Annotated in this window: 21 protein-coding genes; 12 read left to right on the top strand and 9 right to left on the bottom strand. The window is 69.0% G+C overall.

The window, feature by feature from the left end:
- Positions 1-27 precede the first annotated feature (27 nt).
- Entirely contained in the window at positions 28-747 is a 720-nt protein-coding gene (locus ACZYY4_RS12010; RefSeq protein WP_463810196.1) for an SDR family NAD(P)-dependent oxidoreductase, read from the bottom strand.
- A 53-nt stretch (positions 748-800) separates the two neighbouring features.
- Positions 801-1,433: a TetR/AcrR family transcriptional regulator gene (locus ACZYY4_RS12005; protein WP_463810195.1), complete on the bottom strand. Its 633-nt coding sequence runs from the start codon at positions 1,431-1,433 to the stop codon at positions 801-803.
- Positions 1,434-1,559: 126 nt separating this feature from the next.
- Here ACZYY4_RS12005 and ACZYY4_RS12000 point away from each other — a divergent pair, with 126 nt between their 5' ends.
- Genes ACZYY4_RS12000 through ACZYY4_RS11980 form a run of 5 tightly spaced genes read left to right on the top strand, consistent with a single transcriptional unit; the run spans position 1,560 to position 7,255 of the window.
- The gene (locus ACZYY4_RS12000) at positions 1,560-2,930 is read left to right on the top strand and encodes a flavin-containing monooxygenase (RefSeq protein ID WP_463810194.1); all 1,371 of its coding nucleotides are present in this window, start codon (positions 1,560-1,562) and stop codon (positions 2,928-2,930) included.
- The gene (locus ACZYY4_RS11995) at positions 2,927-3,841 is read left to right on the top strand and encodes an alpha/beta hydrolase (RefSeq protein WP_463810193.1); all 915 of its coding nucleotides are present in this window, start codon (positions 2,927-2,929) and stop codon (positions 3,839-3,841) included. Before ACZYY4_RS12000 ends, ACZYY4_RS11995 begins: the two co-directional genes overlap by 4 nt.
- Before the next feature lie 9 nt (positions 3,842-3,850).
- Positions 3,851-5,458, top strand: a complete 1,608-nt coding sequence (gene fadD1 / locus ACZYY4_RS11990; protein ID WP_463810192.1) for a fatty-acid--CoA ligase FadD1 — start codon at positions 3,851-3,853, stop codon at positions 5,456-5,458.
- Positions 5,455-6,225, top strand: coding sequence for an SDR family NAD(P)-dependent oxidoreductase (locus ACZYY4_RS11985; protein ID WP_463810191.1), 771 nt, complete (start codon positions 5,455-5,457; stop codon positions 6,223-6,225). Before fadD1 ends, ACZYY4_RS11985 begins: the two co-directional genes overlap by 4 nt.
- Before the next feature lie 4 nt (positions 6,226-6,229).
- On the top strand, positions 6,230-7,255 hold the full coding sequence (locus ACZYY4_RS11980; RefSeq protein WP_463810190.1) for an alcohol dehydrogenase catalytic domain-containing protein: 1,026 nt from the start codon (positions 6,230-6,232) through the stop codon (positions 7,253-7,255).
- A gap of 21 nt (positions 7,256-7,276) precedes the next feature.
- On the opposite strand, the gene ACZYY4_RS11975 is transcribed toward ACZYY4_RS11980, so the two are convergent.
- The gene (locus tag ACZYY4_RS11975) at positions 7,277-8,254 is read right to left on the bottom strand and encodes a pirin family protein (protein WP_463810189.1); all 978 of its coding nucleotides are present in this window, start codon (positions 8,252-8,254) and stop codon (positions 7,277-7,279) included.
- 48 nt (positions 8,255-8,302) lie between these two features.
- Positions 8,303-8,719, bottom strand: coding sequence for a WhiB family transcriptional regulator (locus tag ACZYY4_RS11970; RefSeq protein WP_463810188.1), 417 nt, complete (start codon positions 8,717-8,719; stop codon positions 8,303-8,305).
- Positions 8,720-8,870: 151 nt separating this feature from the next.
- On the opposite strand from ACZYY4_RS11970, the gene ACZYY4_RS11965 reads away from it, so the two are divergent.
- The 5 genes from ACZYY4_RS11965 to ACZYY4_RS11945 all read left to right on the top strand — a co-directional run bounded on the left by ACZYY4_RS11965 (position 8,871) and on the right by ACZYY4_RS11945 (position 12,576).
- Entirely contained in the window at positions 8,871-9,647 is a 777-nt protein-coding gene (locus tag ACZYY4_RS11965; RefSeq protein WP_463810187.1) for a helix-turn-helix domain-containing protein, read from the top strand.
- The gene (locus tag ACZYY4_RS11960) at positions 9,644-10,477 is read left to right on the top strand and encodes a C40 family peptidase (RefSeq protein WP_463810186.1); all 834 of its coding nucleotides are present in this window, start codon (positions 9,644-9,646) and stop codon (positions 10,475-10,477) included. The genes ACZYY4_RS11965 and ACZYY4_RS11960 overlap by 4 nt, the downstream gene beginning before the upstream one ends.
- 123 nt (positions 10,478-10,600) lie before the next feature.
- Positions 10,601-11,920: a DUF4226 domain-containing protein gene (locus ACZYY4_RS11955; RefSeq protein ID WP_463810185.1), complete on the top strand. Its 1,320-nt coding sequence runs from the start codon at positions 10,601-10,603 to the stop codon at positions 11,918-11,920.
- Positions 11,921-11,935: 15 nt separating this feature from the next.
- Positions 11,936-12,250, top strand: coding sequence for a type VII secretion target (locus tag ACZYY4_RS11950; protein WP_463810184.1), 315 nt, complete (start codon positions 11,936-11,938; stop codon positions 12,248-12,250).
- A complete protein-coding gene (locus tag ACZYY4_RS11945) occupies positions 12,250-12,576 on the top strand; it encodes a DUF2694 family protein (protein ID WP_463810183.1) in 327 nt (108 codons plus the stop codon). Before ACZYY4_RS11950 ends, ACZYY4_RS11945 begins: the two co-directional genes overlap by 1 nt.
- Here ACZYY4_RS11945 and ACZYY4_RS11940 read toward each other — a convergent pair.
- Positions 12,573-12,731 carry a hypothetical protein gene (locus tag ACZYY4_RS11940; RefSeq protein WP_463810182.1) on the bottom strand — a complete coding sequence of 53 codons (159 nt, stop codon included), beginning with the start codon at positions 12,729-12,731 and terminating at the stop codon, positions 12,573-12,575. The genes ACZYY4_RS11945 and ACZYY4_RS11940 overlap by 4 nt on opposite strands.
- Positions 12,732-12,877: 146 nt before the next feature.
- On the opposite strand from ACZYY4_RS11940, the gene ACZYY4_RS11935 reads away from it, so the two are divergent.
- Positions 12,878-14,623, top strand: coding sequence for a DUF5631 domain-containing protein (locus tag ACZYY4_RS11935; protein ID WP_463810181.1), 1,746 nt, complete (start codon positions 12,878-12,880; stop codon positions 14,621-14,623).
- Between the two features lie 49 nt (positions 14,624-14,672).
- Positions 14,673-14,990 (top strand): DUF2710 family protein, encoded by a 318-nt coding sequence (locus ACZYY4_RS11930; protein WP_463810180.1) that lies wholly within the window; start codon positions 14,673-14,675, stop codon positions 14,988-14,990.
- A gap of 16 nt (positions 14,991-15,006) precedes the next feature.
- Here the strand turns inward: ACZYY4_RS11930 and eccA are convergent, their stop codons facing one another.
- The 4 genes from eccA to eccD form a co-directional block, all read right to left on the bottom strand.
- On the bottom strand, positions 15,007-16,818 hold the full coding sequence (gene eccA / locus ACZYY4_RS11925) for a type VII secretion AAA-ATPase EccA (RefSeq protein ID WP_463810224.1): 1,812 nt from the start codon (positions 16,816-16,818) through the stop codon (positions 15,007-15,009).
- Between the two features lie 103 nt (positions 16,819-16,921).
- A complete protein-coding gene (eccE, locus tag ACZYY4_RS11920) occupies positions 16,922-18,481 on the bottom strand; it encodes a type VII secretion protein EccE (protein ID WP_463810179.1) in 1,560 nt (519 codons plus the stop codon).
- A complete protein-coding gene (mycP, locus tag ACZYY4_RS11915) occupies positions 18,478-20,163 on the bottom strand; it encodes a type VII secretion-associated serine protease mycosin (protein ID WP_463810178.1) in 1,686 nt (561 codons plus the stop codon). Before mycP ends, eccE begins: the two co-directional genes overlap by 4 nt.
- The gene (gene eccD / locus ACZYY4_RS11910) at positions 20,148-21,746 is read right to left on the bottom strand and encodes a type VII secretion integral membrane protein EccD (RefSeq protein ID WP_463810177.1); all 1,599 of its coding nucleotides are present in this window, start codon (positions 21,744-21,746) and stop codon (positions 20,148-20,150) included. The genes mycP and eccD overlap by 16 nt, the downstream gene beginning before the upstream one ends.
- Positions 21,747-21,748 lie beyond the last annotated feature (2 nt).

Below are 21,748 nucleotides of genomic sequence, written 5' to 3'. Positions count from 1 at the left end.
GACCGGCGGCGGGACACTCGGCGCTCGCTAGACCGCTGAACCGCCGCCGTCGACGTGGAGCGTCGATCCGGTCACGTAGTTGGCGCGCGGCGACGCCAGGAACAGCACCGCCTGGGCGATCTCCTCCGGCCGGGCGGTGCGCTGCAGCGGCAGCGTCGCCGCGACGTCGTCGATGAACTCTCCCAATGCCGCGGTGCCCTGTGTTCGCGTCGGCCCCGGCGAAACACTGTTGACGCGAACGCCATTGGCGCCGAATTCCGCTGCCCAGGTGCGGGTCAGCGATGCCAGCGCGGCCTTGGTGGCGCTGTAGACCGACGTGCCGGGGAACCCCTTGTCCGCGGAGGTGGAGGTGATGTTGATGATGCTGCCTCGACCGCGCTCGACCATGCCCTTCGCTACCTCTGCCACCAGGAAATAGCTGCCGCGCACATTCGTGTCGAACATCTGCTGGAACGACGCGACGTCTTGCTCGAGCGTCGGCGCGACCGGGAACACCGCGGCGTTGTTGACCAGGATGTCGACCTCGCCGGCCTGCCCGACCAGCCTCGCGACCGAATCCAGATCGCTCAGATCGGCCTGTACGTATGTCACCTTGCCGCCGATCTCGGCGACCGCTCGCGCGCCGCGTTCGCCATCGCGACCCGAGATCACCACCTCGGCACCTTCTGCCGCCAGCAGGCGCGCCGATTCCAGACCGATTCCAGCAGTGCCGCCGGTGATCACGGCGATCCGATCGAGTAGCTCCATGCGTCGGTGCAACGCATCGGCGAGGAAATTAATCCCCCGCCCGACGATTCGTACTACCCGCCCGAACAGGTTGGACTCGGTGCTACCCGCAGCGCCGGCAGCACGTAGCGCCGCAGATGTCGCCGCAGCGAGGCCGGGTCATCGGGATCGATGTGGCTTCCCGGCACGCTGCCCAGGCTGATCATCACCCGCGCGATCCATTCGCCGGCCTCGGGAATGTCGGTGTCGGGATGGATGTCCCCGGACTCGGCGGCGGCCTCGACGAAGGGTTGCCAGAACGCCGCGAGGTCCGGGACCAGGCCGCGTACACCGGCCCCGGCGCACGCGGTGAACTCGTCGGGTTCGGATGTACGCAGCCGCATCAACAGCGTGCCCGGGTCGTCGTAGGCGCGTCGGCCGATCTGCACGCCGGCCACCAGCTGCTCCTCGAAGTCGCGCAGCGTCGACAGCTCGGCGCGGGTCTGCGCCCAGCTGGTCTCGACCAGCCGGATGATCGCGGCGCCCACCAGCGCGGGCTTGTCCGGGAAGTTCCGGTACAGCCAGGCGCGGGAGACACCGGCGCGCTCGGCAACGTCGATCATCGTCGTGGCCCGGATCCCCTTGTCGGCCAGCAGCTGCTCGGTCGCGTCCAGCAGCCGGTCGGTTGTCGACGACGCCGACGGTGCCGCCGGCTGCTTTGCGTTCACGGTCCACCTCCTGGCCGGTAAGCCTAGCAAGACAGTAGACAGATTCATCGATCTGTGTACTATTGCCAGGCATTGCGTAGACACTCCCGCCGGACCTGTCTACCCCGACGCCGGAGGTTCACCGCCATGCCCGCACCCCGCACCGCGATCATCGGCGCCGGCATCAGTGGCCTGACCGCTGGAAAGATGTTGTCCGACTACGCCGTCGACTACACCTGCTTCGAATCCTCGGACCGAATCGGCGGCAACTGGGCCTTCGGCAACCCGAACGGGCATTCCAGCGCCTACCGCTCACTGCATATCGACACCTCGAAGCACCAACTGTCTTTCAAAGACTTCCCGATGCCCGCCCACTACCCGGACTTCCTGCACCACACCCTGGTCAAGGAGTACCTGGAGTCCTACGCGGAGGCTTTCGAGCTCAAACGCAACATCGAGTTCGACACCGAGGTCGCCCATGCGCAGCGGCTGCCCGGCGGCGGCTGGGAGCTGGAACTGGCCGGCGGGCAACGCCGCCGCTTCGACCTGCTGGTCGTGGCCAACGGCCACCACTGGGACCCGCGGTTGCCAGAATTTCCGGGCGAATTCACCGGTGAGACCCTGCACGCGCACCACTACATCGACCCGAAGACGCCGCTGGAGTTCACCGGCAAGCGCATCCTGGTCGTGGGCCTGGGCAACAGCGCCGCCGACATCGCCGTCGAACTGTCGTCAAAGGCCCTGGACAATGAGCTGACCCTGTCGACGCGCTCGGGTGCCTGGATCGTGCCGAAGTACCTGGCCGGCAAGCCCGCCGACAAGTACTACCGCACCAGCCCGTATCTGCCGCTCTCCTGGCAGCGCAAGTTCCTGCAGTTGACCCAGCCGCTGATCGCCGGACAGCCCGAGGATGTCGGGTTGCCGACGCCCAATCACAAGTTCTTCGAGGCCCACCCCACCCAGTCGCTGGAGCTGCCGTTGCGGCTGGGCTCCGGCGATGTCATCCCCAAGCCCAACATCAGCCGATTCGACGGTGACACCGTGCATTTCACCGACGAAACCAGTGGCAGATTCGACATCATCATCTACGCAACCGGCTACAACATCACCTTCCCGTTCTTCGACTCCGGCTTCATCAGCGCACCGAACAATCGGATCGATCTGTACAAGCGGATGTTCTACCCCGGCATCGAGGATCTGGTGTTCGCCGGGTTCGCCCAAGCCACCCCGACTCTGTTCCCGTTCGTGGAAGCTCAGGCCCGCCTGATCGGCGCCTACGCGGCCGGCCGGTACCGGCTGCCGTCGGTCGCCGAGATGCGCCGGGTGATCGACGCGGACATGCGCAAGTACACCGGCCACATGCTCGACACCCCGCGGCACACCCAGCAACTCGACTACTTTCTCTACGAACACGACATGCGCACCGCCGAGATCCCGCGCGGCACAAGACGAGCCGCCGAACTCGGGGCAGCGCGCTGGGCCGGGGTCGCCGTGGACGAGACGGGAGCATCCGCATGAGCACCACGGTCCGTTTCGACAGCGACGGCACCACCTGCGTCGGGCAGTTCTTCCCGGCCGCCGGTGACCACGACGGCGCGCCGGTCGTCGTGCTCGGGCACGGCTTCGGCGGCACCGTCGACTCCGGGCTGGTTCCGTTCGCGCAGCGGCTGAGTGCCGCGGGCTTCGCCGCGTTCGCCTTCGACTACCGCTATTTCGGGGCGTCCGGTGGGCAACCGCGGCAACGCATTTCGATGAAGGAACAGGTAGCCGACTTCCGAGCGGCATGTGCGGCCGCGGCAGGCCAACCCGGTGTCGATCCGCAGCGGATCGTGGTGTGGGGGGTCTCGCTGGCCGGCGGCCACGTCTTCGAGGTTGCCGCCACCACGAACGGCGTCGCCGCCGCGGTCGCGCTGACCCCGCTCGTCAGCGGACCGGCCGCCGCCGTCGCGGCGCTGCCGCACCACCGCCCGGCGACGCTGCTGCGCTCGACGGTGACCGGGTGGCGCAGCGCGCTGGCCCAGCGGGTTGGCCGCGCACCCGTGACGATCCCCCTGGTGGGCCGGCCCGGCGAGCTGGCCACTCTCACCGCCGAGGGCTACTACGAGGCCTACCTGGCGATGGCGGGCCCCACCTGGCGCAATGAGGTCGACGCCCAAGTCGGCCTGCAGTTGGGCGGCTACCGCCCGGCCGCCAAGCACGCCGCGGCGGTCAAGTGCCCGATGCTGGTGCAGATCGCCGACTTCGACCGGGGCGCTCCCCCGCAGGCCGCGGCGAAGGCGGCGTTCGCCGCGCGCGCCGAAGTACGCCACTATCCGTGCGATCACTTCGACGTCTTTTCCGGCGGGAGCTGGTTCGATCAGGCTGTCGACCACCAGATCGCGTTCTTGGTCAGGCATCTGGCCACACCGAGCGCTACCGTCACGGGTTAGGAGGGCGCAATGGCCGACACGATGCAGCAACTGCTTACCGAACGCGCTGACGCGGACGGGCTGGCAGTGCTCTACAACGACGCCCACGGCGGGCAGACCCGCTGGAGCTGGCGCGAATACATCGACGGCGCGGCCCGTCACGCCGCCGTGGTGATCGCCCGCGCCGACCACGACCGCCCGATGCATGTGGGCGCCCTGCTGGGCAACACCCCGGCAATGCTCACCGCGGTGGCCGGCGCCGGACTCGGCGGATATGTGCTGTGCGGGGTCAACGACACTCGTCGCGGCTCGGCGCTGGCCGGTGACCTGCGCACCGCCGACGTGCAGATCCTGCTCGTCGATGCCGAACACCGGGGCCTGCTGAACGGATTGGACCTGGCCGGCATCACCGTCATCGAGGTCGACGACCCGGACTGGGAGCAGGCCTGCCAGGAGGCCGGTGAGCTCGAAGCCCACCGGCAGGTCGAGCCGTTGGACCCCTTCATGCTGATCTTCACCTCGGGCACCAGCGGCGATCCCAAAGCCGTTCTGGTCAGCCACTTCATGGTGCTGGTCGCCGGGCAGAGTCTTACCGAACGCTTCGCGCTGGGCGCCGACGACGTCGTCTACCTGTCCATGCCGCTGTTCCACTCGAATGCGATCGCAGCCGGTTTCGGGCCCGCGGTGGCCGCCGGTGCGGCGATGGCGCCGGCGAAGTTCTCCGCGTCGCGGTTCCTGGCCGACATTCGGTCCTACGGCGGCACTTACATGAACTACGTCGGCAAGCCGTTCGCCTACCTGCTGGCCCACCCCGAGCAGCCGGACGATGCCGATAATCCGCTGCGGGTCGCCTTCGGCAACGAGGCCTCCGAGCGTGACATCGCAGAATTCGCGCGCCGGTTCGGCGTGCAGGTGGTGGATGCCTTCGGCTCGACCGAGAACGCCGTCACCATCACCCGCGACGAGGGCACCCCGCCCGGTTCGGTGGGCCGGGGCTTTCCCGGTGTCGCGATCTACAAGAGCGACCCGGTCGCCGAATGCCCGACCGCGATCTTCGACGAGCACGGCGTGCTGACCAACGCCGACGAGGCGATCGGTGAGCTGGTCAATACCGCTGGGGCCGGGTTCTTTTCGGGCTACTACAACAACCAGGACGCTACCTCCGAGCGGATGCGCAACGGCATGTACTGGTCGGGTGACCTGGCCTACGTGGATGCCGACGGCTGGATCTACCTGGCCGGGCGCACCGCCGACTGGATGCGGGTCGACGGCGAGAACCTCGCTGCGGCGCCCATCGAACGCATCCTGATGCGTCACCCCGACGTCAACCAGGCTGCGGTGTACGCGGTGCCCGACGACGCCAATGTCGGCGACCAGGTGATGGCCGCCCTGGTACTGCGTGACGGCGCGGGCATGTCCGAGGCACAGTTCACGGAATTTCTTGCCGCCCAAGAAGACCTCTCCCCCAAGGCGTGGCCCCGCTACGTCCGGATCACCGCGCAACTGCCCGCGACGGCGACCAACAAGATCCTCAAACGGGTGCTGGTGGCCGAGGGCAACGCGGTCGGCGCGGACACCCTGTGGGTACGTCCCGACCGGCAACGCACCTATCGACCGGCGACGGAGGCACGAGTATGACCGAGCAGGCGTCGGTCGCCCTGATCGTCGGTGGCGCCTCGGGAATCGGGCTGGCCACCGCGCACGCTCTGGCCGGGCGCGGCGACCAGGTGGTGATCGCCGACATCAACACCGAAGCGGCACAGCAACACGCCGCCGAAATCGGGGGCACCGCCGTGACCGCCGACGTCACCGACGAGGACAGCGTCGCCGCGGCATGCGCGGCGGCGGCTCAGCGCGGACCGCTGCGCACCGTGGTCAGCTGCGCCGGGCTGTCGGTGATCGGCGCGATCCCCGACATCGAGCTGGCCGGCTGGCAGACCACCATCGACGTCTGCCTCACCGGCACCATGCTGGTGATCAAGCATGCGGCCCGCACCCTCGAAGACGGCGGCAGCATCGTCGCGGTCTCGTCCCTGAACGGGCGGCAGCCCGGCACCGCGATGGCCGCCTACTGCAGCGCCAAAGCCGGTGTGCTGATGCTGATCCAAGTGGCCGCCCTGGAGCTGGCCGCCCGCGGCATCCGGGTCAACGCGGTCTCCCCCGGCCTGGTCGACACTCCCCTGGTCGCCGGCCTGACAATGGTGCCCGGCCTCACCGACGAATACCTCGAAAACACCCCGCTGGGCCGGGCCGGCGTCCCCGAGGACATCGCGGACGCCGTGGAGTTTCTGACCTCGCAGCGCGCCTCGTGGATCACCGGGTCCACCTTCGACATCAACGGTGGCGCGCACATGAAGCGCTACCCCGACGTGCTCGGCAAGGTCCAAGCCCTGTTGGAAGGATGACCAGATGCGCAGTGTGGTAATCGATGGCCCCGGATCGATCCGCGTCGACACCCGCCCCGACCCCGGATTGCCGGGCGCCGACGGCGCCGTGATCGCGGTGACCGCCACCGCGATCTGCGGCTCGGATCTGCACTTCTACGAGGGTGACTACCCCCTCATCGACCCGGTCCCGCTCGGGCATGAGGCGATTGGCACCGTCGTCGACGTCGGCGCCGAAGTGACCTCGGTTCGAGTCGGCGATCGGGTGATGGTGTCCTCGGTCGCCGGATGCGGGCACTGCGCCGGGTGCGCCACCCGAGACCCGATCCGCTGCCACTCGGGCCCACTGATCTTCGGAGCGGGTGCGCTGGGCGGCGCGCAATCGGAGCTGCTCGCGGTGCCGGGAGCGGACTTTCAGCTCGCCCGCATCCCCGACGGCCTCTGCGACGAGGAAGCCCTGCTGCTCACCGACAACCTCGCCACCGGCTGGGCGGCGGCGTTGCGCGCCGACATCCCGGTGGGCGGCACGGTCGCCGTGATCGGGCTGGGAGCGGTCGGGCTGTGCGCGGCGCGCAGCGCGCTATTTCTCGGTGCGGCAACAGTTCTCGGCATCGACCCGGTTCCACAGCGCCGGGAGCGAGTCGTCGCGATGGGTGTGACACCGGCGGCGCCGTCGGCGACCATCGCCGCGATGGAGCACACCGGCGGGCGCGGGGTCGACGCGGTGATCGACGCCGTCGGTTCGGACATCACGATGGCCGACGCCCTGACGGCGGTGCGCCCCGGCGGCACGGTGTCGGTGGTCGGGGTGCATGACCTGCAGCCCTTCCCCTTCCCGGCGCTGGCCGCACTCATCCGCAGCATCACGCTGCGGATGACCACCGCCCCGGTGCAGCAGACCTGGCCGCAGCTCATACCGCTGCTGCAGTCCGGCCGGCTGTCGGTGGACGGCATCTTCACCACCGAGATGCCGCTGGACGCCGCGGCCGACGCCTACCGGGCGGTCGCCGCCCGGTCCGGCGATGTGGTGAAGGTGCTGCTCACGCCCTAGCGCCGGCGGTGAGGGGACGCACTAACCGCCGCCGGCCCGCCGGGCCCGCAGCCGTACCGGCGGCACGGGTGGCGCGGGCAGTCGGTCGAGCCGTCCCCGGTAGCCACGGACTTCACCGAAACGCGCCTCGCCGTCCTGCCATTGGCGGCGGAACTCGACGACCTCGTCGTGGCTGCGGCCGATGAAGTTCCACCACAGCACCAGCTCCTCGCCGAACGGCTCCCCACCCAGTAGCAGCACCCGGGCGGGGGAGTCGCCGGTGTTGGCCAATGGCAGGACCGTGCGACCGGGGCCTTGATAGCCCAGCTCGCCGATCTGCAGAGCCGCCCCTCCCAGCACGACCGCCCCCTGGTCACACAGCACACCGTGTTCGAACGCCGGGTCGACATCGAGCACCAGCTCGGTGCGCGGCTTCAAGTCGAGCTGGACGCCGAGCAGGGGAGTGAAGGCCGGCACGGGGGAGCGGTGGCCCGCCAGCTCCCCGAGAAACACCAGCGCCGTGCCGCCGGGCAACGAAACCGGTTCGGGCGCGTAGTGGTTGAAGGCCCGCCCGGTGTGGCGGGCGGCGTCGGGCAGCGCTATCCACAGCTGCACGCCGTGCAGGATCGGCTCGGCTGCGGCATCCACGGAGACCTCGGAGTGGCAGATGCCCGCGCCGGCGGTCATCAGGTTCAACTCACCGGGACGGACCAGTGCGTGCACCCCGGCACTGTCGCGGTGTTCGACTCGCCCGCGAAACAGCCAGCTCGCGGTCTGCAGCCCGGTGTGCGGATGCGGGGGAACGTCCATCCCGCCGTCACGGCCGATGTCATGCGGCCCGTAGTGGTCGACGAAGCACCAGGCGCCGATCAGCGAGCGTTCCCGCTGCGGCAAGGTGCGGCGGACCTGGATGGCGCGCGGTCCGCCCAGCGGCACCTCACGCGGGCGCAGCACCTCGATACCATCGGGCGGTCCTGCGGCGCAGTCGAATTCAGCTGATGTGGTCTCCAGGTTGCTCAACCGCCCACCTCCGTGCCGTGCGACAAGCCGCGCCGGTGACACTACCGGTCACGCCGCTGAGGGGGAGCCGATCCGGTCGGTGGGCAGGTGAAAAACGGCCGCTGTCACCGGCTGCTGCTCTCGTTCGTGGTTGGCCAGCAACGCCTGGTTACCGGGTAGCTCGCGCGTGTTGATCTCGCCGGCGGCGATCGCACGCAGCACTGCATGGGCGTGTGCGAGTGCCTCCCGCTTGCGGTATTGGCCACCGGGGAGCTTCACGCCGGCCCATACCCCGTACTCCTCGCTGCGTTCGACGGCCAGCGCGGCGCACCGGCGCTGTTGTGCCAGCGGGCAGCGGCGCAGGCACAGCAGCCGCGCTTCGATGGAGGACTGTTCGTAAGCCCGGGCCTTGGCGGCCCCGTCAGTGCCGTCGGCATCGGGATAGCCGAACCAGAGTTCGGGGTTGGAGGAGCAGGGGGGTGCCATCGGGAAGACCTCCTCGGGGAAGCGGATCGGATAACGTAGACGGAAACGTATACGATCGAACGGTGCCAACACAAGAGACGCGGATAAAAACATATATGTAAGTAGAGAACGCCGAGGCTGTGTAGTATCCGGACATGGTCGGGGCGCGACGGTGAGCCGCGAGTCAGCGGGCGCGGCCATCCGGGCACTGCGCGAGGCGAGAGACTGGTCGCTGGCAGAGCTCGCCGCGGCAACCGGCGTCAGCATCATGGGCTTGAGTTACTTGGAGCGCGGCGCCCGTAAACCTCACAAAGGCACTGTTCAGAAGGTTGAGAATGGTCTTGGCTTGCCGCCGGGCACCTATTCACGGCTGCTGGTAGCCGAAGACGCCGACGCCGAACTGGCTCAGTTGATGTCGGCGAGCGGACCTCGGATGTCGCGCGGTCGGGCCGCCGGAGCGCTCGTCGTCGACCGCCACAGCGACACCGAAGTGCTGGAGGGATACGCCGAAGCGCAGCTGGACGCGTTGCGTTCGGTGATCGCCCGATTGCCTTCGGAAGCATCAGACGAATACGAGACGTATATTCTTTCCGTGATCACGCAGTGCGTGAAGGCGGAGATGCTGGCGGCCAGCTCGTGGCGGGTGGCCGTCAACGCGGGCGCGGACCACGCCGCCCGGCTCATGGCGCACCTGCAGGCCCTGGAGGCCACCCGTAGCGACCTGCTGCAGCGCATGCCGGCCAGCCTGACAGCCCGGTTCGACGACGCGTGCGCACGGTCGTCGCTGCCCGAGCCGGTGATCGCAACGCTGCTCGGTGTCAGCGCCGAGGAGATGTGGGACATCCGCAACAGGGGAGTCATCCCGCCGGGCGCGCTGGCCCGGGTACGCGCATTCGCCGAGGGGGCTGCGGACGCGCCGGAGGGTGCCGACGGAGGGAGACGACAGTGACCGACGGTGAGTTGGAGGTCTTGGACCGCGCCCACCGGCTGTTCGCGGCCCGCCCGCAGCCGGTGTCATTGGATGCCGGGCTGGGGCACTATGTCGACTTGCTCGAGCGGACCGCAGGCTACGACACCGGTCCGGGGCGCGGGCGTTACCGGCAGGCGGTGCTCGCCCAGCGGGATCTGTTGCTGGCGAACGCGCGCACCGACGCCGCCGCCACGGCCGTGCTTGCCGCCGCGAACGCCGACTATGCCCGAGCCGGGCAGCAGACCAAGGGCCTCGCTTCGGCCGCTCGCGCCGACGCCGCCGTCATCCCGGACACTCCACTGGCACAGCGGGAGGCGATGCGCCGACGAGCGGCACGGCTGCGTGCCCAGCGAGCGCACGTGGTGTCGGCCCGGCACCGCGCACAGGTTCATCGGGCGGGGCTGCGACGACTCCGCTACCGGGGGGTGCGGCGGCGGATACCGAGCCTGGATCGGTTGCGGCTACCCGACTCTCGTGCCGGACTAGCGGTCCGCGCAGCGCTGTCGAGGCTCGGGGCGCCCTACGTGTGGGGCGCCACCGGTCCGGATCGGTTCGACTGCTCGGGGCTGACCCAGTGGGCCTACACCCAAGCCGGAGTACCGCTGTCGCGCACCACCTACACTCAAATCCACGATGGAATTCCGGTGCAGCGCTCCCAGATCCGGCCCGGTGACCTGGTGTTCCCCAGCACCGGTCACGTACAGCTGGCGATCGGCGACAACATGGTGGTCGAAGCCCCTCACGCCGGGGCAACCGTTCAGATCAGCCCACTCGGCGCTCATGTGGCGATCCGGCGTCCGGTGCCATGATCGGCCTGTCCCGACCGGCGCGTCGGGTGAATTGTCGGCCCTTTCCGCCAGCGGTACAGTCACCGGCCATGGAGCGGTCAGCGGATGAACGCCGGCCCGGCGCACCGACGTTGGGCTGAGTAAATGGCGACCCGCGACGACGTTCTTGACGCGATCAGGCGTATCGAGAATTCCGGCGGCGCAGGTGAGGCGACCCGCGCTGCGCAGGCGGCGCTGACCCTGCCGCTGCCGCCTGAGGGCTACCAGCGCGTGCTTCATCGATTGACGCCGGGCGAGGAACAGCATGGAAGCGCGGCGCAAGCGATGAAGACGGCTGAATCGGCTCTGGCGCAACAGCTGTCGACGGCGGCGCAGTTCGATCGGCAGATCATCGAAGCACTGCGGCACGCGCACAAGACCACACTGGAGGGTCGTCGGCGCCTCGACAGTTTGGAGGCTGAAATCGTCGGCGCCGCACAAAGTTGGGATCTGGGCACGGCGGCCGGTGCGCGCGAGTTCCAGCGCTTTCTGGTCGTCAAACTCGGCGAGATCATCAGGGTGGTCGAAGAGGCCAACGACGACAACACCTCCAAGCAGGCGCTGGCCACTGCGTTGACCGCGCTGTATGCGGCACAAGCGGACCAAGAGGACCCCGCGCCGGTCGAGTCGAAGCCGAACCCAGACGACGAGGCGGCCCGGGTGGCCTCCGGTCCGGCGCCGGATGAGAATCCCTACCTCGACCCGCTACCCGAAGAGGAGCTGGAGACGGATTACCCGCCTTCGCCCCAGCGGTCGTCGGACGTGCCCGCGATGCCGATGGTCCCGGGTCTCGGCGGGGATGGCCCCGGTTTCGGCGCGATGCCCGCCACCATGCCGGCTGGGCTTACGCCGGCGGGATTGCTGTCCGGACCGGGCGGCGGCGACGAAGCTGACGACGGGTTTCTGCCAGAAGGGGCGACGACGGACGATGACGCCGACGGCGCCGAGGGCGATAACACCGAGGACGACCCGGCGCCGGAGACCCTGCACGACAACGGTCCCGTTACCGTGACGCTGCCCGATGGCGCGACGATTACGGTCGCTGATCCGCAACTGGCCGCGGCGATGCAGGCGGCCGCTGACGGGACACCCGTCGCAGAGGCGTTCCGCCGCCAGGGGATTGAGATCCCTCCACCCGGCACACCGGTGACGGCACCGATTGACGAAGCCCGGTTGCGGCCCGGAGACGTCGGGGTGTTCACCGATCGCCATGCACTCGCCTTCGGGGAAGGCAAAGCGCTGCTCGATGGACAGATCCACCTCGCCGCCAATTTGCACGGTCCCGGCTTCCTCGGCTGGCAGCATCCGCCGGTCCGAAGCGAGGCGCCCCACGTGGAGGCCGAACCGGCGCCGACCCGGCCCGCCATGTCGTTTCGCGGCCCTGCGAGCTTGAAAATCCGCGTTCCAACCGTCATCGTCGACTAGCCAGGGAGGTAAGAGATGCCAGAGAACATCCATGTCAATCAGGCCGTTCTGACCAATGCTGCCGGGAACCACCAGCAGGCCTCGGATTACCTGGCCACCGTCCCGTCATCCCACGAGGGAATCCAGACGGCCCTGAGCGCACTCGGACCTATCTATGGCGATTTTCGTCGGGCGGCCGGTTCGTTGCTCGATGCCCGCAAGAACTGTTACGAGGATCAATCGAGCGAACATTCGGAGATGTCGGACAATCTGAACCTGGCCGTGACAACGTGGAACAAGCATGAAGAAGACGCTGCCAGGGCCTTCCGGGGCCTGACCGATGGGCGCTGATGACTGAGCCGAACCCGGCATTCGACACCACCCATCCGAGCGGCGATGTGCTGTTTCGGTCCTGCCGCGGTGGCTATCTGCACAGTGTGGTGCTGAGCGAGGCGGCCATGGCGGCCGACGCCCCTCGGCTGGCGGAGGCCATCATCCTGGCCGCAGACGTGTCGTTTCTCAAGGCCGCGTTGGAGATCCGCGGCGAGATCGTCACGAGCGGGCACGCTCCCTCGGCGGCGGTGCCGACCAATGAGGATCTTCGGGTGGCCACCGAGCGCCTGCTGAACCATCAGCTGCACGCCGGGCGCCAGGCCGGTGACGGCGTGGGACGTTAAACCACCCAGCGTCCGGCCGCGTCGGCCTGCGGCGCGATGTCGGTGGGAGGATCAACCACCATGTCGCCAAACAGGTTTCGGGCGCGTGCCAGTAGCGCGAGCACTTCGCTCAGCTGCGCTGCACATCCCGTGGCGGGAGACCCGACGTCGGCCATGGTCTGCACGCTACCGACCTGCAGTTGGGCTGACAATTCACGGCGCGTACGGGTTGTTGATGACCGCCTGACGGCGTTGCAGCGGTGGGTTCGGCGAGGGTGAAATTCCGGCAGGGCGGCAAGGGCGGCAACGGTAGGCTTGCGCGGTGGCAATCTTCGGTCGACGGTCGGCGCGCCAGCGCCTCCGGAGTGCGGCGCGGGAGTCGCTGGCGATCCCGGCCTTCAGCACTCCGGTCGACTGTAGTGCCTGGGTGCTCGGCGGGCTGTGGCCGGCCGAACTGGCATCGATCACCCCGTATACGGCCCCGCTTGCCGACTACCTGAACGCGGATCTGCAGCGCATCGCGAATTCGGCGAACGAGAAGCTGCACGCGATCGGTCGATCCGGTCTTGCCGGGCAGGCTCGGCAGACCGCCGAGGCCAGGGTCATCAACGTCGCCAGGGCGTTCGCAGTCCTTCGGGTGGAGTCGACTGTGCGGCACCTCCACAAGCAAGCTCTGGAGTTCCGCACGGAGTACGTCAGCCTGAATGCGGCACCGGTGCCCGTCGAGGCGCCCGAGCAGATTCCGACGAGCGCCGAGCCGCCCCGCCCGGCCGAGCCGCCCCGCTCGGCCGAGCCGCCCCGCCCGGCCGAGCCGCCCCGGGAGATCGGCAACAAACGGGCCCGCCACCGGATGCCCGAACCTGTTGTCATCGAGATGTCCGCTGATCTCAGGGCGCCGACCCCGAGTCCGGAGCCCCCGCCGGTCGAAGTGCCCCCGACACCGGCGCCCCCAGCGCCCCCGCCACCGCCACCGGCTCCGGAAGTGCTGCAACCGCCGCCCGTGCCCCCACTACCGGCGCCCGAGGTCGCCGAAGTGTTCGACGTGGTCGAGCCGGATCGGCCTGCCGCGCCGTTCCGGCCGGCTCCGCTGGTCATCGACAGTGTCGAGGAGGAATCGCCGACCACCGCATTCCTGGCCGAGCCGGTCGTCTCGCCGGTCGAGCCGGTCGTCTCGCCGGTCGAGCCGGTCGTCTCGCCGGTCGAACCGGTGCTCTCGCCGGCTGAGCCGGTGGTCGCGCCGGTCGAACCGGTGGTCGCGCCGGTCGAACCGGTGGTCGAGCCGGCCGTCGCGCCGGTCGCGCCGGCCGAGGCGCAGGAGGACCTGACCGCCGTCATTCCTGCTGTCCCCGAAGTGGCCCCCGAACCGCCACCCGAGCCACCGATACCGCAACCCGCTCCAACGACCCCCGCTGCGCCTGCGGTCACCGAAACCAGCGATCAGCGACTACAGCGCCTGCTGGCCTTCGTCGCCCGTCAGCAACCCGGCGTGCGCTGGGCGATCGGTACCTTCGCCGACGGCGTGACGCTGCTGGTCACCGATATCGCCAACGGGTGGATCCCGTCGGGGATCGAGCTACCCGCCGGAGTGCAGCTGCTCGAGCCGGACCGCCGGACCGGGACGGCCACAGCGATGTTGGGCACCCCGACCGAGGCGGCCTCCTACAGTCCCGGCGATCGCCTGGGTTGGGCCAGTGACTTCGGCGCGACGGACGCCTCGGTGCAGCCCCGTGAGCTGGCGGCCGTCGACGATCTCGGCTGGCAGCTCAGTGAGGCCACCCACTGGCGCGACGGGCTGCCGCGGATGGCCAACACCCTGGCGAAGGCGGGATCCGCCGGAACCGGTGTGGTCGACGCCGAAGTCGACCTTCTCCGGGTGCATCTGGACACCCTGCGCTACCAGCTGCTGGCGCAGTACCCCGACACCGATAGTGCGTTGGTGCTGAACTGCATGCTGCTGGCCGCCACCGAGGGCATCGCGACCGGCGACACGGTGTCGGCCAATTACCACTACAGCTGGTTCCGGGCGCTCAGTGCGCCGCCGGTCAGCCAGTGGGATTCGCAGACGTAACGCAGATGATGAATTGACGCTACTCACACCGGCTCGACATACTTAGCCAATGTCGGGGCCGGACAGCCGCGCGGAGCTCAGCGACAAGGACCTCGTTGAATCCGTACTGCGGGATCTGCGAGAGACTGCCGAGAAGTGGGAAGCGTTGGTCGCCGAGGCCGAGAACACCACCTACAGCGTCGATCTCGGAGATGTCCGCGCCGTCGCAAATTCGGACGGCCGATTGCTCGAGTTGACGTTGCATCCCTGCGTGGTGAGCGACTACACCTATAGCGAGCTGGCGGATCGGCTCAACGTCGTCTTCGCCGCGCTGCGTGAAGAGGCCGAGTCCGATTTCGAGGCTCGGTACGGCAGTAGCCCGGTCTGACGACCGGCTTCTAGGCCTACCAGCTGATGGTGGCCATCTCACGTTTGGTGTCGCAGACGGCACGAACCGCGGCCTCGATGTCGACGGCGGTGATGGTCTTGAGATCGTCGATCGTCACCTCGTGCCCGGCCCGCTTCTGGGCAGCCACCCGGGTGTCGCGGGCCAGTTCGGCTTCCTCGATCACGTTTCGGGCGAACCGGCCGTTGTGCATGACGTTGATGCCATGCTCGCCGCGGGCGCTGACATAGCCGCGAATTGTAGTCACCATCTCCAGGAACCGCTGTTGCGCTTCCGAATTCAACTCGGTAGCGCGGCTGGAGCCGTACCGCTGACCGATCTCGACGATCTCTTCGGGCGAGTAGGACTCGAACCGGATCTTGCGGTTGAACCGGCTTGCCAGGCCGGGGTTGACGGTGAGGAACTCGTCGACCTGATCCTCGTAACCGGCGGCGAGGAAGCAGAAGTCGAAGCGGTGCTTCTCCAGCGCGATCAGCAGCTGGTTGACCGCCTCCATACCGATCATGTCGGGAGTCCCGTCCTGGTGGCGTTCCACCAATGAGTAGAACTCGTCCATGAAAAGGATTCCGCCCAAGGCTTTTTCGATCAACTCGTTAGTCTTCGGCCCCGACGAACCGATGTGCTCACCACAGAAATCGGAACGTCGCACCTCGGTGATCTCCGGATTGCGGACGATGCCCATTCCGGCGTAGATCTTGCCCAACGCCTCGGCGGTGGTGGTCTTGCCGGTGCCCGGCGGACCGACCAGCAGCATGTGGTTGGTCTGACCCTCCACCGGCAGGCCGTGTTCCAGACGCATGGCCCGAATCTCGAGCTGATCCTCCAAGGCCTTGACCGCGCGTTTCACCTCGGCCAGCCCGACCTGCTTCTCCAACTCGGCGCGGCCCTGTTCCAGCAACTCCGCGCGGCGGCCCAGCGCGTTGTCTTCGTCGAGTTCGGCCCGGCTCTTCGCCGATTCGGCGTCCCAGCGGTCGGTGCGGCTGTCGATGAGCTGTTCCTCGGTGACCACCAAACGCAGATTCGGCTCGGCCAGCGCGGCTTTGGCCGGCTCGGTCAGCACACCGTTGATGGCAGCCTTGGACAACCAGACCTGAGCTTTGTCCTCCTCGCCGAGCTGTCGGTGCACCATGCCGCGCACATAGGCCAGATCCGCGGCCAGCAGCGGGATCTCGCTGGGGTTGATCGATGCGGTCAGCACGCCGGCCTGAAACCGTTCCGAGTTGCGGGCCTGCCCGGCGATGTCGACGCGGTCCAGCCAGTCCAACGCCACCCGGCCCTGGCCGAGATGCGCGGCCGCGTAGGCGGCCAGCGCGCAGACCGACGCGGTGACCGCGGGCATGATGATCGCCCGATCGGGCAACTCCTCGGCGGCGACGGTCAGCAGATCCGGCCACCGCTGGGTGACGAACATCAGGTAGGCGCGTGCCAGTTGGTGCCACTGGTGGTTGATCCAGCTGTCCAGTAGTCCCTTATCTGCCAGCAGGGCGTCGGCACGCTCGTATTCACCGGCTACCGTCAGCGCCGACGCCAATGCCAGCCCCACGTGCGAGGCGTCGGTCACCGTGATCGACAGGTACGGCCCCAGCGGAATCTGGGCGGCCAGGTGCCGGCCCAGCCGGGTGGTCTCCTTGTGCAGCCAGTCGCTGTTGGCGTAGAGCCGCTTGAGTGTGTCGAGCCCGGTGTCGCCGCAGGCGATACGGCCCAGCCAGGCGTCTGCCATTGAAGGATCGGCTGCGGTGGCCGCCTCGAACTCGGCTTTCGCTTCGGGGGACGGCTCGGGGGAGCCGTACCGTCCGTCCAGGCTCACCATGGCCCGGTCGAAGTGCCGACGGGCCGCCAGCAAGTCACTCAATGTCTGTCGTCCTCTGTCGCATGTACGGGTGGTCCGGCTGATTGTCGATCCGGCGTCGATGTCATCGCGACGACATCGGCGCCAGCGCCTCCGGGCTGCAGTACCGGTTTTCGGCCCGGAACAACTCCACCGTAGCCAGCCACGATTTGCCGCCGGCGGTAACCCGCACCGCGGTCCGGTCGATCTGGGCGATACTCACCTCGACTGCGTCCGGTGGCGGCGGGGGCGTGCCGGGCGGTGCCACCGTGATGACGGTGGCCGGGCGGGGTGAGGGGGCGATCGGCCCGTCGACCACACTGACCGTGGAGCGCGGCGTCGGCCTGGACTCGCCCACTATCGACACTTCCGGCATCCGAACGCTGGCCCAGCGCGCCTTGTCCCGGGTGTGCACACAAACCCGTTCCCCGGCCCCGGCGGCACGGATGATGAGCCGTTTCGCGATCAGGTCCTCGGCGGCGATGAACACCCGGCTCAGCTCGCCGGAGTCGGTCAGCGGAACCATCAGCCGATCGCCGTTGGCCAGCTTGCCGATCAGGACACCCGACGGGCCGATCTCGACGGGCAGGCTGCTCGGCAGCGGCCCGGGCCGCAGACCGCGCAGCCGCGGGCGGGGAGCGCACATGTTGGCTTCCACGGCGGCGGATTGTTCCCCGTTGAGCCGCCGTAGTACCACCGCCGGGGGCGTGGGCGCCGGTTGCGGTGTCTGCAGTGTGACGGTGGCCGTACACGTCCCGTCCGGAAACACCGTGATGTTCTGGATCACCTGATCGACGGGCAGCGTCCACACCTGCGCCAGCAGCTGCGCGTTGATCTCGCGGGCCGGGTAGGCGTAGGTGGTCACCCAGCCGCCGTCGGTGCGCAGCGTCCTCCAGCGTTCGGCGTCGGCCAGCATCTGTGCGCCACCGAGCCGGCGGTCCAGTTCGACCAGGTCACTGGCGGTGGCGACCCGGGCACGCAACCCCTCGCAACGCAGCAGGCCCGCGATCCGTTGTGCGACGGCGACCGCGGTCGCGCCCAGGGTGGTGCGCCAACGCAACGCAGCGGTGTTGTCGATGACACGCAACCGCAGCAACAGCCAGGTCTCACGTTGTCCGGCGTAGGGCGGCGTGCCGATCTCGGTGTCGTAGACCCGCGGATAGTCGCCGGTGGTGGCGCGGCGCGCTCCGATGCTGATCACACTCATCGACTCCAGCACCAGTCCGAGCGCGTGTTGCAGCATCGGCAGCAGGGCGGCCACATCGATGACGTTGTCGGTCTCCACGTTCACCGATCCGGTGGCGACGGTGGGGGTGTGCGCCCGGCCCAGCAGGTGCACCGCCACCACCGCCACACCGTCCTGGATGCGGACGCCGCCCCCGGCGCGGTTGTTGGCCACCGTGATCGGCTCTGTCCAGCCGGCTGTAGACCGTCGCCGAAACCGCAGCAACGCCCATGACCACGCCGGCTGGCCCCACCACGGCACCAGCACCAGTAGCACCGCGAGCGCAAGGGCCACCGCGAGGCCGATCAGCCCGCCCAACGCCCAGCCGCCCAGACCGGCCAGCGCGATCGCCGTCGCGCACAGCAGTCGCCGGTTGTTCGAGGCGGGGAACCCGGTCAGGCGGACCCGGTCCTGACTCACTTGGCCGACCTCCGGATCCGCGCGGTGACGGCGGCAACGAGCACCGCAGCGGCGATCGCGCCGAGGAATCCGAGGGCAACGGTCCGGGCGCGATGATCCGGCGGCGGTGGCGGCGCGGCCGGGGTGATGACGCGGGCCTGCGACCCGGGGGCCAGCGGCTCACCCGGCGGCACGTTGAACGTCAGCGCCGCGACCGGATCGACCAATCCGTAACCGACCCGGTTGTCCACCCCGGCGGGCGGGTTGTGCGCGGTCTGAACGATCCGGTTGATGACCTGGTGCGCGGTGAGCTGGGGATATTTCGCCCGCACCAGGGCGGCGACACCGCTGACGTAGGCCGCGGAGAAGCTGGTTCCCCAGAACGGCATGTTCTTCTCGCCGACCCGGACGGGCGGGTAGGCGTTGACCGGTCCACCACCCTGCGGGGACAAGCCCATGACGTGGGTGGCGGGCGCGGCCACCCCCACCCAGGGCCCAGACATGCTCTTGTCGATCGGCGCCCCGGTGGAGTCCACCCCACCGACGGACAGGACGTAGTCGGAGAACCACGACGGGCTGGAGATCACCTTGACCTGGCTCCAGTCTCGGGGATCGCTCGGGTTCAGCGGGTCGAACATCGGATTGTTGGCGCAGCCGGCTTCGCCGACGTTGCCGGCGGCCGTGACGATCACCGCATCCTTGACCGTCGAGGCGTACCACAGCGCCGCCCCCAGTGCCCGCTGGTCGAGCGCGGCGGCCACCTGAACGCACGAGGTCACCGAGATGTTGATCACCTTGGCGCCCATGTCGGCCGCGTGGACGACGGCCTTGGCCAGCGTGGCCAGCGTGCCGGCTTTCACCCGCTCGTCGTCGTAGCCGAACCGCTGCGGGTTGACCGGCTCAAACGCCCGGGAGGACTGGCGGATCGAGATGATCGTCGCGTGCGGGGCAACTCCGACGACGCCGTCCGGTGCGCCCGGTGGGGGCGGTGGCACAGCCGGCTCGTCCTCGGTCTGCGGGTCCGGCGGCCCCGATGCCGGCGCCATGCCGCCCTCTTCCGGCGGTAGCGGTGGGGGTGGTGGCGGTGGCGGTGGCGCGACCTGGGTGATGGTCACCGGAACCGGTACTGGCGGAGGCGCCGGCGGCCCGGGAATGTCGGCGGGCGGTGGCGGTTCGCCGATGCTCGGCGGCGGGCCGGCCGGCGGCGGGTAGGCGGGGACCTCCGGCATCGGGCGTGGCATCGGCAGCACGCCCAGCGGGGCCGCGGCGATGATCGACGCCGCGATCGTGCCGTGGGCATCGCAGTCCTGCAGTCCGCCGAGGCCTTCGGCTCCGCCCATGATGTAGTCGCCCCCGGCGACCGCCGGCAGCCGCGGGTTCGGTGTGACCCCGGTGTCGATGACCGCCACCGGCACGCCGTTGCCGGTGGAGTACTGCCACGCTGCGGCGATGCCCAGCATGTCGAATCCGGGCGCCAGCTGCGCCACGTCGGGGTTGCTGACCGTGATCGGGACGCTGCAGGAGTTCGAACGGCGCATCGGCTGGTCAGGACCGGGGTGCCCGTCGGCCGGTGCCAGCGCGGGATCCACCGCGGGTGGTTCGATCGCCCGGGCCATCGGGGGGATGTCCGCGAGGCCCGCCAGCAGCACCACGGCGGTCAGCGCGACGGCCCGGGTGCGCAGGCGACTCAGTTGCGCACCCACACGAACAGTCCTCCCAGCCAGGCGCCAAGCACCCCCACCACGATGAATGCCAACACTTCCAGCCATTCGACGGCCAGCCGAATCCACGGGACGAACTTCGTCTCGGGAACCAGCAGACCGGCGGCCAGGCCCAGCCCGGCGAAGACCGCTACTGCCGCGGCCGGCAGCAGGAAACCGCCGGCGGTGTAACCGGGCGCCGCCAGTGCGTACTTGGTGATCCCGACGAGTACAGCGGCGCATGCGCCGCCTACCAGCGCGATAGCCTGCACCCGGCCGGCGAACCCGCGACCCTGGGTGATGAACAGTCCCGCCACGAGTCCGCACAGTGCCACCGCGCCGCGCTGATGCGCCGCGCCTGGGGCCAGCACCATCCACACCGCGATCGGCAATGCCACCGCGATCGCCAAACACATGCCGACCTGTACCGCGTTGATCAGCCGTGCCGACGCCGCGATCGCCGCACCCCGAGCCGAGATGTCGACCAGGTCGTCTTCGTCGTCTTCGCCGTCCTCCGGCGTGACGGGGGAGACGGTGTCGATCGGCATGTTGGCGCGGCGGGCGAACAGATCCCGCCCGGTGATCGACCCGAAGTACGGTGGCCGCACCCGCGCCACCCACAGCGCGATCGTGGGCGACATGCGCACCAGGATCAGGACGCCGAGCAGCATGCAGATGCCGACCACCTGGGCGGACACCGGGTGCCACATCCGCGCTGCCGCGACCGCCCCCCCGATTCCGGTAGCGGTGACGACGGCGGTAGCCACCGCGGTCTGCGAGCGCAGCAGGACGCTGAGCGCGATCGCGCCCATCGCCAGGACCGTCACGCCGATCAACAGGTGGGGCGCCCCCAACGGCCCGGGGGCCGCGCACAGCGCCGCGCAGGAAAGTGCGATCACCGCCAGCCAGCCGAAGCCGCTGAGCAGGTCGTCGCGCGCGGGCCAGTTCCGCCGGACCACCGCGGCGCCGACCGTCAGCAACCCGCCGAGACCGGCCAGGACGACCGCGGGCGGCCAACTGTCGCTGAACATGCGGGCACGCACCGCCAGCGCGGACAGTACGACTACCGCCATCGCCATCAGCCCGATTGCCGTGTGTGCGGCTGCCACCGCCGTGACCGGTGCGAACATCCGGTCAACCTTCACGTTGAGTAGCCGGGTGACGGTCTGCTCATCGGCTTTGTGTCCGCACTCCGGGCACTGAATCTCGGGCTGTGCACCGAGTCGGCGGGCCGTCGCGGCCAGGGCACTCGACAGCGACTCGTATTGCGGTTCGAACGAGTCGCCGCCGACCACCGGTACCAGAACCAGGGTGTCGCCATCCTGCACGCCCAGGTCATCGAGGCTGCGGGTGATATCCAGTCGCACCCCGTTGACTTTATGAAGTTCGTAACTTCCGGGTGGGAGCGCGACACCGTCGAAGCCGTGGTGCTTCAAATCCTCGTCGAGCAGCTCGACCATTCCCTCGAAGAATTCCTCGACCGGTATTCCAGCCGGGAAGACCTGTGACACGAGGTGTTTGTCATAGGCGACGCTTACTGCGCAGCGTGCCGGAAACGCGACTTTAGCCGGTGTCGGGGAAGTCACCG

It is taken from the genome of Mycobacterium sp. IDUB_21 (assembly GCF_055419425.1).
This window is presented reverse-complemented; position numbering and strand designations above follow the sequence as displayed.